Here is a 12,651-nt window from a genome sequence, read left to right as displayed (position 1 = left end):
ATCGTGTGCCGCTCAGGCTCTTTTCTGGCTGTACGATTATCGCTTGGTGGGCGTGGTCCGTTGCTGGTCTTTTATCTTGCGGCCAGATGTGGATTTGTTTGTCATGGAGACGGCCGCCACCGATATCACCACAGAGTGGCTCGTCGGCAGCGTCAGATGTGTCTAAGCGGGCATCTCGACCAGCTCTCGATCATGAAGGAATACGCCAACCAGCGGGACGTCTTCGCCGGGGCCGTGCTGCGCCACGCCGCGCTGGTCGCGGCGGCCCTGGTGCCGACGCTGCTGATCGGCGTGCCGCTGGGCATCGCCGCGCAGCGCTCCACCGCCGTGGGGCGGCTGGTCTTCCCGGTGCTGAACGTGGTGCAGACGATTCCGTCCATCGCTCTGTTCGGGTTGCTGCTGGCCCCGCTGTCGGCTCTGGCGGCGGCCTTTCCGGGGCTGGGAATCGGCGGGGTTGGGCCGGTGCCGGCGGTGATCGCGCTGACGCTCTATTCGCTGCTGCCCATCGCCCGCAACACCGCCGCGGGACTGGCCGGCGTGCCGGAGCCGGTGCGGGAGGCGGCGCGCGGCATCGGCATGACGCCGCGCCAGATCTTCTGGCGGGTCGAGGCGCCGCTGGCCCTGCCGGTCTTCCTGGCCGGGCTGCGGATCACCCTGGTCCAGGCGGTCGGGCTGGCCGCGGTGGCGGCGCTGATCGGAGCCGGAGGGCTGGGAGCCATCATGTTCCAGGGGCTGTTCGCCAACGCGCTGGACCTCGTGCTGCTGGGGGCGGTGCCGGTGATCCTGCTGGCCGTCGCCGCCGACGCGGCGCTGAAGCTGGCCTCGGCGCTGGCGCTGTCGAGGCTCGGGAGGGTGGCCGCGTGATCGCCTTCGAGGGAGTGACCAAGCGGTTCGGCGCCTGGACCGCCGTGGACGACCTGTCGCTGACCGTGGCGGCCGGTGAGTTCCGCGTGCTGATCGGCCCGTCCGGCTCCGGCAAGTCCACGGTTCTGCGGATGATGAACCGGCTGATCGCCCCCGACGCCGGGACCATCCGGGTGGAGGGGGAGGACATCGCCCGCCTGAAGCCGGAAACGCTGCGCCGCCGCATGGGTTACGTGATCCAGAGCGTCGGGCTGTTTCCGCACTGGACGGTGGAGCGCAACATCGCCGCCGTGCCGGACCTGCTCGGCTGGCCCAGGGCGCGGGTGCGCGACCGGGTGACGGAGCTGCTCGCCCTGCTGAACCTTGACCCGGAGCGCTACCGCGGCGCCTACCCGCACGAGCTGTCCGGCGGGCAGCAGCAGCGCGTCGGCGTCGCCCGTGCGCTGGCGGCGGAGCCGCACATCCTGCTGATGGACGAGCCGTTCAGCGCGCTCGACCCGATCACCCGGGGCGCCTTGCAGGCGGAGATGGCGGCGATCCACAAGGCGACCGGGACCACCATCGTCTTCGTCACCCACGACATGGACGAGGCGCTGGCGCTGGCCAGCCGGATCGCCATTCTGGACCGCGGGCGGCTGGTGCAGACCGGCACGCCGCTCGACATCCTGACCGATCCCGCCGACGACCGGGTGCGCGATCTGGTGGGGCGCGAGGATTGGGGGCTGAAGCGTCTGGCCGTGGAGACGGTGGCGGAGCGGCTGCGCCCCGGCGAAACGGCGCCGGGCGATCCCATAGCGGCGGGGGCGTCGCTGCGTCAGGCGCTGGCCGCGATGGTGGCGCGCGGCACCGACCGGCTTCCCGTGGCGGACGGGCAGGGACGCTTGGCGGGCACGCTCCATCTCACCGACCTGCTGCGCGCGCCGGGCCGGCCGTGAACCGCCTGCGAAGCCTGCTGACCGACCGGCTGGTGCTGGGGCTGCTCGTCCTGGCGGCGCTGGTGCTGGGGATGCCGGCGCTGAAGCCGCTGTTCGCCGCCGCCTTCCCGGCGCTCGACCGGCCCTTGTACGAGGCGGACGGCTTCCTGGCCCTGACACTGGACCATCTGGCCCTGGCCGGCGGGGCGAGCCTGATCGCGGTTCTGCTCGGCGGGGCGGCGGGCATCGCGGTGACCCGGCCCTTCGGCCGGGAGTTCCGCGGCGTCCTCGACGCGGTGGCGGCGATGGGCCAGACCTTCCCGCCGGTGGCGGTGCTGGCCGTCTCGGTCCCCGTCCTCGGCTTCGGCCCCGCTCCGGCGCTGATCGCGCTGACGCTCTACGGGCTGCTGCCCATCGTGGAGAACACCGTGGCCGGCCTGGAATCGGTGCCGGAGCCGGTGCGCGAGGCGGCGCGCGGCATGGGCATGGGGCCGGGCGCGCTGCTGTGGCGGGTGGAGCTGCCGCGGGCCGCCCCGGTGATCCTGGCCGGGGTGCGGACGGCGGCGGTCGTCAATCTCGGCACCGCCGCCATCGCCTCCACGGTCGGGGCGAAGACGCTCGGCCTGCCGATCATCGTCGGGCTGAACGGCTCCAACCCCGCCTACGTCATCCAGGGCGCGGTGATCGTGGCCGCCCTGGCCGTGGTGCTGGACGCCGGATTCGACCGGCTGGCGGCGCGCCTGACCCGCTGGCGGCCCGGTGCTGTGTGACGGTCACTTGTAGCCGAGCTTGCGCAAGGCCGTCTCGTCGAGCTTCCTGGCGCGCGGCAGCGTGTCCTCGTTCACAACTTTCAGTACATGCGTCCGGATGCTCTTCAGGGCGTCCGTGTAGGCGCCGCTGTCGATTCCGTTGAGAAAATCATTTCGCAGATGGTCGTCGATGTTCAGGCCCTTGGCGCTGTTCTGGTTGATGAACACCTTGTAGAGCTTGGGAGCGTTCTTCTGATCGACGCCCTTGCGGGTGAGTGAGAGGAACTCGATGTTCTCGCCGGTCTTCCCCTGCTCGGCGACGGCGTGCAACAGCAGCGTCAGCTTGTTGCTTTTAAGGATTTCCTCAATCCCTTTCTTTTCGAAGGGATTCACGAAGGGACTGTCCTTGGCCTGCGCCTTCTGGTCCGCCTTCCGTTTCTTTTCATAGGCCGCCTCGTCCTTCGCCAATCGGGCGCTGATGTCCTTGCGGTCCTTGGCGATGGCCTCTTCGAAGGCCTTGATGAGTTTGGCTGTGACGCCCGGCACCGATTTGGCGAAGGCCAAGGCCTTCTTCGCCACCGTGGCCTTCGGGTGAGCTTTCGTCAGAACGCCCAGATCCTTTGCGGCCTCCGCGGCCAGAGTGCCAACGGTCTTCAGCTTCCGGAGCATGGGGGTGATGACCTTGGCCACCTCAGCTTCGTAGGTGCTGATAACGTCGTCGTCCAGCGGCTCCGGCTTGGCGAGGGCGTGCAGCATCACCCGGTTCCAGGTGATCGACTCGAACGCCTTTTCCGCGGCGGCAACTCCCTCCAGGAACTGCGCGCAGGCCGGGCGGTCCTGGCAGGTGCCCAGGCTGGCCGACGCCACGCGCGGAATGAGGTCGTCCGGGTATCCGATGATCTTCATGGCCTGCTCCTCCCTGCCGGTTGTGGGGAGAGCCTGACGAAGCGGCTTGGGCGGAGCAATTCGAGATCGGTCGGAATGGCGGGAGACTCCGGCGCGATCTGCACCTTTGCGGACCGATCCCGCGGCGGGAGCCTCCCGCCGCGGAATGGGTGGCCTTACTGCGGCGGGATGCGCAGAACCTGCCCGGGATAGATCTTGTTCGGGTCCTTCAGCATCGGCTTGTTCGCCTCGAAGATGGCGTTGTAACGGTTGGGGTCGCCGTAGACCTTCTTGGCGATGGCGGACAGCGTGTCGCCCTTCTCCACCGTGTGGAACCGGGTCTGGCTGGCCGGCTGCTCGGTTGGTGGCACGGTCGGCTGGTCCGGGCCGCCCGCACCCTGGTCCTTGGCGATGACGGCGGTCTGGTCGTCGACCCGCGACACGCCCTTCACATTGCCGAGCGCCACCGCGATCTTCTCCTTCTCCTCCTGCGAGGCGGCGCTGCCGCGCACGGTCACCGTGTCGTCGGCGACCTGGATGTCCAGCCCGCTGGTCGGCAGGCCGACCTGCGTCAGGTGGGATTTCAGCTCGTCGGCGGTCGGGGTGTCCGCGGCACCGACCTTTTCGCCATGATCGCGGCGGAAGAAATCGAACAGGCCCATCATGTCCTCCCTCGGTTGCTCGCCAATGGTGAAGCGATCCCGGACAACATCGCTGCGGCTCGCTGGTTTCACGCGCGGAGGAGGGGGGTAGGAACGCCGGGCTTAGCAGGCGCGTTCGACTTCCCAAATAAGGCCATGGAGCCCAGATAACGTCATAGAGAATCACGCCGAAAGGGGAGAGGATCATACCGCCCCCTGCGCAAAGGAGCCGCCGATGAACCCGTCCGACGACTGGCGGATTCCGCCGCAATTCCAGCCTGACCCGGATGATCTGGCCTATGATCTGGACCGGGCGCTGTCCGCCGTGGTCGGGCTGCGGGCCAGCGTTCCCGAAGACGCCTACACCGCCGGCGTTCTGGGCACGGAGCGCGCCGGGCAGGGCGCCGTCATCCGCGAGGACGGGCTGGTCCTGACCATCGGCTATCTGATCGCGGAGGCCGAGGAGGTCTGGCTGACCACCAACGACGGGCGGGCGGTGCAGGCCCATGTCGTCGCCTACGACCACACCAGCGGGTTCGGGCTGGTGCAGGCACTGTCGCCGCTGGGCGTGCCGGCGCTGATGCTCGGCTCGTCGCGCCATGTGCAACTGGGCGACCCGGTGGTGGTGGCCGGGGCCGGCGGGCGCGAACGGTCCATCACCGCGCGGGTGGTCGCCCGGCAGGAGTTCGCCGGTTACTGGGAGTACATGATCGACGACGCCCTGTTCACCCTGCCGGCCCATCCCAACTGGGGCGGCACGGCGATGCTGGGGGCGGGGGGCGAACTGCTGGGCATCGGCTCCCTTCAGCTTCAGTACCGGGCCGAGGAAGAGCGCGTCCTGCCGCTGAACATGAACGTGCCGATCGACCTGCTGAAGCCGATCCTGGACGATCTGATGACCCGCGGGAAGGTCAGTGACCCGCCGCGCCCCTGGCTCGGCCTCTACGCCACGCAGGACGAGCGGGAACGGGTGGTGCTGGTCGGGCTGGCCGGCGACGGGCCGGCGCAGCGGGCGGAACTGCGGGCCGGCGACGTGGTGCGCGCCGTTGCCGGGCAGCCGGTGGGCTCGCTGGCCGACTTCTACCGCGCCCTGTGGAATCTCGGCCCGGCGGGGGTGGACGTGCCGCTGACCGTGGAGCGGGAGGGCGACGTCTTCGACATGCGAGTCGGCTCCAGCGACCGAGAGCGTTTTTTGAAGGCGGCGCGGCGGCATTGACAGGCGGATGTGTGCGACACTGGCGCTCCAGAACCAAGAAGACGGGTTGGAGAGCGCTTTTATGGACGACTTGATGAAGGGGGAACCGGCCTCCGGCTTTCAGACCCTGCTCGGCTACACGCTGGTGCGCTGGGAGGACGGCGTGGCGGAGGTGGAACTGACCATCGCGCCGCAGCACCGCAACCGGGGCGGCGTCCTGCACGGCGGCGCGCTGATGACTCTGCTCGACACCGTCATGGGATTCGCGGCGACCCATTGCACCGTGCCCGGCCATTCGCGGCGCGTGGTCACGCTGTCGCTGTCCTCCAGCTTCCTGGGCGCGGTGGCTGAGGGCACGGTGGTGGCGCGCGGCACGCTGCTGGGCGGCGGGCGCAAGATCGTCGGCTGCCGCGGCGAGGTGCGGCGCAAGGACGACGGCGCGCTTCTGGCGTCCGCCGAGGGAATGTTCAAATATGCTCCGGGAAGTGAAAATCCGGAGGGAACGCCCCGATGACCAACACGAACGATAAGAAGACGGGTTTGGACATCGCGCAGGACGGCCGTGTCCTGCGCCTGACCATCAACGACCCGGCCACCCGCAACTCGATCGGCCCGGCGTTGATGGAGGCGGCCCGCGCCGCCTTCGACGCGGCGGCGGCGGACCCGGGCGTCGGCGCGGTGGTGCTGACCGGCGCCGAGGGGGCCTTCTGCTCCGGCGGCAACCTGAAATGGCTGAAGGAGGCGCGCGGCGGCGACCGCGAGTCGGTGCGGGCGGGGGTGGAGAGCTTCCACGCCATGATCCGCAGCCTGCGCGCCTGCCCGAAGCCGGTGATCGCCGCGGTCGAGGGGCCGGCGGGCGGTGCGGGCTTCCCGCTGGCCCTGGCCTGCGACCTGATCGTCGCGGCGGAGGACGCCGTCTTCACCCTGTCCTACATCAAGGTCGCGCTGACCTCCGACGGCGGCGGCACGGCGTCGCTGGCCCGCGCGCTGCCGCCGCAGCTCGCCGCGGAGATCCTGTTCGAGGGCGGGCGCGTCGGGGCGCCGCGTCTGGCGCAGCTCGGCATGATCAACCGGCTGACCGCCCCGGGCGGTGCGCTGGCCGAGGCGACGGCCTGGGCGGAGCGGCTGGCCGCCGGCCCGACCGCCGCGCTGGGCCGCGCCAAGGGGCTGCTGGAGGTCGCTTACGGTGGGCTGGCGGACCAGCTCGACCGCGAGCGCGACGCCTTCGTGGAGTCGCTGTTCAACGACGAGGCCGGGGAGGGCGTGTCCGCCTTCTTCGAGAAGCGGGCGCCGGTGTTTCCAAAGGGGTGAGCGGTCGCGCTGGTGCCCCCTCCCTGACCCTCCCCCGCTTCGCAGGGGAGGGGACTGATCTCCCTCTCCCGCGGAGCGGGGGAGGGCCGGGGAGTGGGCCCGTGCCGCGGCTTCAGGCCCCCTTCCACTCCGTGTGCACCATGCCCGGCCGGTCGGTGCGCTCATAGCCGTGGGCGCCAAAATAGTCGCGCTGGGCCTGGATCATGTTGGCCCACAGCCGGCCGCTGCGGTAGCCGTCCCAGTAGGACAGGGCCGAGGCCATCGCCGGCACGGGGACCGCGGTCAGCGTCGCGGCGGCCACCACGCGGCGGAAGCCGGCGTCGCCGCGGGTCATCAGGCCGGCGATGTCGGGGTCAAGCATCAGGTTCGGCAGTTCCGGCGCGCGGTTCAGCGCGGTCAGGATGCGGTCGAGCAGGCGGGCGCGGATGATGCAGCCGCCGCGCCAGATGCGCGCCACCGCCGCCAGATCGACGTCCCAGCCGAACTGCCGGCTGCCCGCGGCGATCACCGCGAAGCCCTGGGCGTAGACCGCGATACGCCCGCTGAGCAGCGCGTCGCCGACCGACGCGACCAGATCCTCTGTGGAGGGAACATGCGGGATGGCCAGCGCCTCGGCGGCGCGCACGCGCTCGTCCTTCAGGGCGGACAGGCAGCGGGCGTGCACCGCCTCGGCGATGGTCGGGGCGGGCATGCCCAGTTCCAGCGCGGTGGTCGCCGCCCAATGGCCGGTGCCCTTCTGGCCGGCGGCGTCGCGGATCACCTCCAGGATCGGGACGCCGGTCTCGCCGTCCTTCGTGCGCAGGATGTCGGTGGTGATCTCCATCAGGTAGGAGGCCAACTCCCCGCCGTTCCATTCGGCGAAGATGTCCGCCAGTCGCTCGTAGGAGCAGCCGCCGATCTCGCGCAGAAGATGATACGCCTCGGCGATCAGCTGCATGTCGGCGTATTCGATCCCGTTGTGGATCATCTTCACGAAGTGGCCCGCCCCCTCCGGCCCGACGCGGGCAAAGCAGGACTCGCCGTCCGGCGCGCGGGCGGCGATGGCGGCCAGCAGCGGGGCGACGGGGGCCAGCGCCTCGGCATCGCCACCGGCCATCAGGGCGGGGCCGCGCCGCGCGCCCTCCTCGCCGCCCGACACGCCCAGCCCGACGAAGCGCACGCCCGCCGCGGCGGCGAGTGCCGCGCGGCGGTTGGTGTCGCGGAAGTGGGAGTTGCCGCCGTCGATCAGCACGTCGCCCGGCGACAGGCGGGGCAGCAGGGCGGCCGTCAGCTCGTCCACCGGGGCGCCGGCGGGCACCATCATCAGGATCGTCCGCGGCGCCTTGAGCGCGCCCAGCAGGTCCTCCACCGACGCGCAGGGGACGGCGTTGCCCACCTGGGCGGCGAAGGCGCCGCGGCGCCCCTCGTCCAGGTCGTAGCCCGCCACCACGGCCCCGTGGTCGGCCAGATTGGCGGCGAGGTTGCGCCCCATCACGCCCAGGCCGAGGACGGCGATGTCGGCCGAGCCGACGGCGGTGGTTTCCGCTCCGGCCCTGGTCGCGTTGCCCTGCACCATCACAACGAACTCCCGTACATGCACTTCGATGACGCCCCGCGGCGCGGGGGTCGGTTGCGGTCTCTCAAGTGGTCTCGCGGACCATCAGGCGAAAGCCCAGATCCACGCGGCGCGGATTTTCCCGGCTTTTCGGCGTCCGTTCCGTCATGCCCGCGATCAGCAGGCGGGCCGCCTCCACGCCGATCGCGCGGCGGGGGGTAGCGACGGTGGTCAGCGGCGGGACGGTCCAGGCCGCTCCCGCCAGATCGTTGAAGCCGGCGACGGCCAGCCGCTCCGGAACCGGAATGCCGAGGCGCGCGCATTGGAACAGCGCGCCCTGTGCCAGATCGTCGTTGCACAGGAACAGCGCGTCGGTGTCCGGGTGGGTGGCCAGCGTGCGCTCCAGCAGTTCCGCGCCCAGCGCGACGGAGGTGGCATCCGGCACCATCAGTTCCAAGGCGGGGTCGTGCCGCCCGGCGTCGCGCAGCGCCTGCCGCCAGCCGTCGCAGCGCTGGCGCGTCCGCGGGTCGAGCTGCCCGGCGATCAGCCCGATCCGCCGCCGCCCCCGCGCGGCCAGATGCGCGCCGACGGCGTAGCCGGCGTCGAACTGCGAGAAGCCGACCGTCTGCACCGGGCAATCGCTGTGTTCACCCTCCGCGGTCAGATCCATGGTGTGAATGACCGGGATCGTCAGGCCGCGCAGCAGGTCCCAGGTGCCCGGCGTGTGGTCGAGCCCGCTCAGGATCACCCCGTCCGGATCGTGGGCGAGCTGGGTGCGCAGGACGCGCTCCTCCGCTTCCGGACCGTAGCCGGTGATGCCGACCAGCGGCTGGTAGCCTTGCGGGCTCAGCGTCTCCTGCACGCCCGCCAGCAGATCGATGAAGACGGCGTTGGTCAGGGAGGGGATCAGCACCGCCACCGTCATCGTCCGCGCCGAGGCCAGCGCCGAGGCCACGCGGCTGGGCACGAAACCCAGGCGGCGGCTCGCCTCATCGACGCGGGCGCGCACCTCCTCGCTGACCGTGTCGGGCCGGCGCAGGGCGCGGGACACGGTCATGGCGCTGACCCCGGCGGCGGCGGCCACGTCGGCCATGGTGGCGCGCCCGCTGCGCGAGGATCGGGGTTTGCGGGGTGTGGCGGTCATCAGCGTTCCAGTTGTCCAGCGGCCATTATCCCGCGCCGGATTGGGCTTTACAAGCCTCGTTTGTTAGCGGTAACATCCGTACACCTCCCCACCCACTTTGTTTCGAGGACCGACCGGCATGAGCGCTCTTCCGTCTCCCGATGTTACCGCTAACATGAGCGGTGCCGTGGACGCGATCGTGGTGATGGGCGTGGCGGGCTGCGGCAAGACCTCTGTGGGGGAGGAACTGGCCCGGCGGCTCGGCTGGCAGTTCCTGGAGGGCGACGCCTTCCATCCGCCGGAGAACATCGCGAAGATGTCCGCCGGCATCCCGCTCCAGGACGAGGACCGCTGGGGCTGGCTGGACACCCTTGCCGCCCACATCGTCCTCGCGAAGGAGGCCAGGGCGCCGATCGTCGTGTCCTGCTCCGCGCTGAAGCGGCGCTACCGCGACCGGCTGAGCGCCGGCGGGACGCGCGTCCTTTTCGTTCATCTCGACGGCAGCCGGGACACCATCCACGCCCGCATGGCGCTGCGCGCCGGCCATTTCATGCCGACCACCCTGCTCGACAGCCAGTTCGCGGCGCTGGAGCCGCTGGAGTCGGGGGAACTCGGCATCGTCTGCGACATCGACGCCAGCCCGGCGGAGATCGCCGCCCGCGTCTCCTCCCGGATCGCTCCCGCCGCCTGAACAGTCCGCCGTCTGGAAGGATCGCGCCATGACGAGTCTTCATCCCGTCCTCGACGCCGTCACCCGCCGCATCCGGGAGCGCAGCCAGCCTACCCGAGCCGCCTATCTGGAACGGCTGCGCGCCGCCGCGGCGCAGGGGCCGCGCCGCCTGGCGCTGGGCTGCGCCAACCGGGCGCACGGCTTCGCCGGTTGCACCGCGGCGGAGGACAAGGCGGCGCTGCGTGGCGGCTCGACCCCGGCCATCGGCATCGTCACCTCCTACAACGACATGCTGTCCGCCCATCAGCCCTACGGCGATTACCCGGAGCGGCTCAAGGCGGCGGTGCGCGCGGCGGGCGGCGTGGCCCAGGTGGCGGGCGGCGTGCCGGCCATGTGCGACGGCGTCACCCAGGGTGAGCCGGGGATGGAGCTGTCGCTGTTCTCCCGCGAGGTGATCGCCATGGGGACGGCGGTCGCCCTGTCGCACGGCACCTTCGACGGCGTGCTGTGCCTCGGCGTCTGCGACAAGATCGTTCCGGGTCTGCTGATCGGCGCGCTGTCCTTCGGCCATCTGCCCACCGTCTTCGTGCCCGCCGGGCCGATGCCCTCCGGCCTGCCCAACAAGGAGAAGGGGCGCATCCGCCAGCAGTACGCGGAGGGCAAGCTGGACAAGGACGCGCTGCTGGAGGCCGAGGCCGCGTCCTACCACGCGCCGGGCACCTGCACTTTCTACGGCACCGCCAACTCCAACCAGATGCTGGTCGAGATGATGGGGCTGCACCTTCCGGGATCAAGCTTCGCCAACCCCGGCACGGCGCTGCGCGACGCGCTGACCGACGCGGCGGCGCGGCGGGTGGTCGCCCTGCGCGCGCCCATCGGCGAGATCGTGGACGAGCGCGCCATCGTCAACGCGGTGGTCGGGCTGCTGGCGACCGGCGGCTCGACCAACCACACGCTGCACCTGCCGGCCATCGCGGCGGCGGCGGGGATCGCCCTGACCTGGGAGGACTTCGCCGAGCTGTCGGCGGTGGTGCCGCTGCTCGCCCGCGTCTACCCGAACGGCAGCGCCGACGTGAACCACTTCGAGGCGGCGGGCGGCATGGCCTTCCTGATCGGGGAACTGGCCGACGCCGGGCTCCTTCACGGCGACGCCGCCACGGTGTGGGAGGACGACGGCATCGCGGCCTACCGCCGCCCGCTGCGGCTGGAAGGGGGCGAACTGGTGCGTGGCGCGGCGGTGCGGGAAAGCCTCGACCCCGCTGTGCTGGCTCCGGTCGCGTCGCCGATGGCGGCGGAGGGGGGCTTGCGCGTGCTGAGCGGGCCGCTGGGGCGCGCTGTGGTGAAGGTCTCCGCCGTGAAGCCGGACCATCGCGTCATCGAAGCGCCGGCCTGCGTCTTTACCGACCAGGAGTCGGTGCAGGCGGCGTTCCGCCGTGGCGAGTTGCACCGCGACGTGGTGGTGGTGGTGCGCTTCCAGGGTCCGAAGGCCAACGGCATGCCGGAACTGCACAAGCTGACGCCGCCGCTGGGCGTGCTTCAGGATCTCGGCCACCGGGTGGCGCTGGTGACGGACGGGCGGATGTCAGGCGCATCGGGCAAGGTCCCGGCGGCGATCCACGTCACGCCGGAAGCCGCGGCGGGCGGGCCGCTGGGGCGTGTGCGGGACGGCGACATTCTGCGGCTGGACGCCGAGCGCGGCACGCTGGAGGTGCTGGTGGACGACGCGGAGTGGACCGCTCGCCCGCTGGCGGACGCACCGGCGGATGCCGGTGTCGGCTGCGGGCGGGAGTTGTTCGGTGTGTTCCGCCGGGTGGTCGGCAGCGCCGAGGCCGGAGCGTCGGTGTTCGGGTGAGGGCAGTCCCTTTGCGGGTTCCCTCTCCCCTCCGCTCACGCGCAAACGAAGTTTGCGCTGACGCGACAGGCGGACCTCTGGTCCGCCGAAAGCGGGGAGAGGGTTAGGGTGAGGGGGTTGTGCGTGGCGCCACGTCCGGCACAAGCGCATCCCCCCTCACCGGCCCTCCGGGCCACCCTCTCCCCAGGGGGGGAGAGGGCTATAAAGGCCAGAGGTGACGGCCCTGGTCGGCGCCAGGGAAGTGCAATCACTTCACCGTCAGCTCGTAGGTGCCCATCGTCCCGTACACGGCCACCGACGTGCTGCCCGCCGGGACCATGACGGTGCCGACGTGTGACCCGGTGGTCACCACGTCGCCGGCCTTCAGGCCGCCCAGGCTGACCGCGCCGGTGTTGGCCATCCACACCAGAAGCCGCACCGGCTCGCCAGCGGAGTTGCCGGCGACCGTGTCGGCCTTCGTCTCGCCGTCGACGACCAGGGCCACCCGCTCCTTCAGCGGCTCCAGCGAGCGCCAGTCGGCGATGGCCGGGCCGACGACCAGGGCGCCGTGGTTGAACTGGTCGGCCATGTGGCTGAACCACTCCTGCGAGCCGAATCCGGCGAAGCGCGTGTCGACGATCTCGAAGGCGGGGTGGACCGACCCGACGGCGTCGAGGACTTCCTCGCGGCTGTAGGGCTCGGCGCGGGGCGGCAGGTCCTTGGCGAACGTGTAGGCGATCTCCGCCTCCATGCCGATCACCTGATAGTCCGCGGCGGGAAGCACCGTGGTGTCGAAGAACAGCGTGTCGGCGTGAATGGGGGCGCGGAACGGCTCCGACTCCGGGGTGCGGGCGCCGACCTTCCAGGCGACGACCGGGCCGAGGCGGCGGGCCACGGCGTCCTGGATGGCGTAGGCTTCGGCCTCGCTGGTGGG

At 71.1% G+C, this 12,651-nt stretch carries 13 protein-coding genes; 8 read left to right on the top strand and 5 right to left on the bottom strand.

Translation table 11 applies throughout. From position 1 onward, the window contains the following. The first annotated feature begins 156 nt into the window (after nucleotides 1-156). The 3 genes from GBZ26_RS19530 to GBZ26_RS19520 are packed head-to-tail and all read left to right on the top strand — an operon-like array spanning nucleotide 157 to nucleotide 2,548. The gene (locus GBZ26_RS19530; protein WP_247884850.1) at nucleotides 157-864 is read left to right on the top strand and encodes an ABC transporter permease; all 708 of its coding nucleotides are present in this window, start codon (nucleotides 157-159) and stop codon (nucleotides 862-864) included. After that, nucleotides 861-1,799, top strand: coding sequence for an ATP-binding cassette domain-containing protein (locus GBZ26_RS19525; RefSeq protein WP_174440268.1), 939 nt, complete (start codon nucleotides 861-863; stop codon nucleotides 1,797-1,799). Before GBZ26_RS19530 ends, GBZ26_RS19525 begins: the two co-directional genes overlap by 4 nt. Further along, nucleotides 1,796-2,548, top strand: a complete 753-nt coding sequence (locus GBZ26_RS19520; RefSeq protein WP_345772052.1) for an ABC transporter permease — start codon at nucleotides 1,796-1,798, stop codon at nucleotides 2,546-2,548. Before GBZ26_RS19525 ends, GBZ26_RS19520 begins: the two co-directional genes overlap by 4 nt. Nucleotides 2,549-2,551: 3 nt before the next feature. Here GBZ26_RS19520 and GBZ26_RS19515 read toward each other — a convergent pair whose 3' ends face one another. Continuing rightward, nucleotides 2,552-3,433: a regulator of G-protein signaling domain-containing protein gene (locus GBZ26_RS19515; protein ID WP_174440267.1), complete on the bottom strand. Its 882-nt coding sequence runs from the start codon at nucleotides 3,431-3,433 to the stop codon at nucleotides 2,552-2,554. Between the two features lie 155 nt (nucleotides 3,434-3,588). Further along, complete coding sequence (gene lysM / locus GBZ26_RS19510) at nucleotides 3,589-4,077, bottom strand: peptidoglycan-binding protein LysM (RefSeq protein ID WP_281427545.1); 489 nt, start codon at nucleotides 4,075-4,077, stop codon at nucleotides 3,589-3,591. 211 nt (nucleotides 4,078-4,288) lie between these two features. Here lysM and GBZ26_RS19505 point away from each other — a divergent pair, with 211 nt between their 5' ends. From GBZ26_RS19505 to GBZ26_RS19495, 3 genes are all read left to right on the top strand, one after another. Further along, on the top strand, nucleotides 4,289-5,269 hold the full coding sequence (locus tag GBZ26_RS19505) for a S1C family serine protease (RefSeq protein WP_174440266.1): 981 nt from the start codon (nucleotides 4,289-4,291) through the stop codon (nucleotides 5,267-5,269). A gap of 61 nt (nucleotides 5,270-5,330) precedes the next feature. Then, nucleotides 5,331-5,762, top strand: a complete 432-nt coding sequence (locus GBZ26_RS19500; protein WP_014197349.1) for a PaaI family thioesterase — start codon at nucleotides 5,331-5,333, stop codon at nucleotides 5,760-5,762. Next, on the top strand, nucleotides 5,759-6,559 hold the full coding sequence (locus GBZ26_RS19495; RefSeq protein ID WP_174440265.1) for an oxepin-CoA hydrolase, alternative type: 801 nt from the start codon (nucleotides 5,759-5,761) through the stop codon (nucleotides 6,557-6,559). Before GBZ26_RS19500 ends, GBZ26_RS19495 begins: the two co-directional genes overlap by 4 nt. 112 nt (nucleotides 6,560-6,671) lie before the next feature. Here the strand turns inward: GBZ26_RS19495 and gndA are convergent, their stop codons facing one another. Together gndA and gntR are read right to left on the bottom strand one after the other, a co-directional pair. Further along, entirely contained in the window at nucleotides 6,672-8,114 is a 1,443-nt protein-coding gene (gene gndA, locus GBZ26_RS19490) for an NADP-dependent phosphogluconate dehydrogenase (RefSeq protein WP_211104848.1), read from the bottom strand. 64 nt (nucleotides 8,115-8,178) lie between these two features. Further along, a complete protein-coding gene (gntR, locus tag GBZ26_RS19485; RefSeq protein WP_246653909.1) occupies nucleotides 8,179-9,237 on the bottom strand; it encodes an HTH-type transcriptional regulator GntR in 1,059 nt (352 codons plus the stop codon). A 154-nt stretch (nucleotides 9,238-9,391) separates the two neighbouring features. On the opposite strand from gntR, the gene GBZ26_RS19480 reads away from it, so the two are divergent. Both GBZ26_RS19480 and edd read left to right on the top strand, forming a co-directional pair. Further along, the gene (locus GBZ26_RS19480; protein ID WP_174440263.1) at nucleotides 9,392-9,907 is read left to right on the top strand and encodes a gluconokinase; all 516 of its coding nucleotides are present in this window, start codon (nucleotides 9,392-9,394) and stop codon (nucleotides 9,905-9,907) included. Nucleotides 9,908-9,935: 28 nt separating this feature from the next. Beyond that, a complete protein-coding gene (gene edd, locus GBZ26_RS19475; protein ID WP_174440262.1) occupies nucleotides 9,936-11,738 on the top strand; it encodes a phosphogluconate dehydratase in 1,803 nt (600 codons plus the stop codon). A 247-nt stretch (nucleotides 11,739-11,985) separates the two neighbouring features. Here the strand turns inward: edd and GBZ26_RS19470 are convergent. Then, nucleotides 11,986-12,651 (bottom strand): 2-keto-4-pentenoate hydratase (locus tag GBZ26_RS19470; protein ID WP_174440261.1); only part of this gene is annotated, 666 nt, incomplete at its 5' end.

The organism is Azospirillum formosense (assembly GCF_013340925.1).
Taxonomy (GTDB): domain Bacteria; phylum Pseudomonadota; class Alphaproteobacteria; order Azospirillales; family Azospirillaceae; genus Azospirillum; species Azospirillum formosense.
Note: the sequence above shows the minus strand (reverse complement) of the source record. Positions and strands in the feature narration are given on the sequence as shown.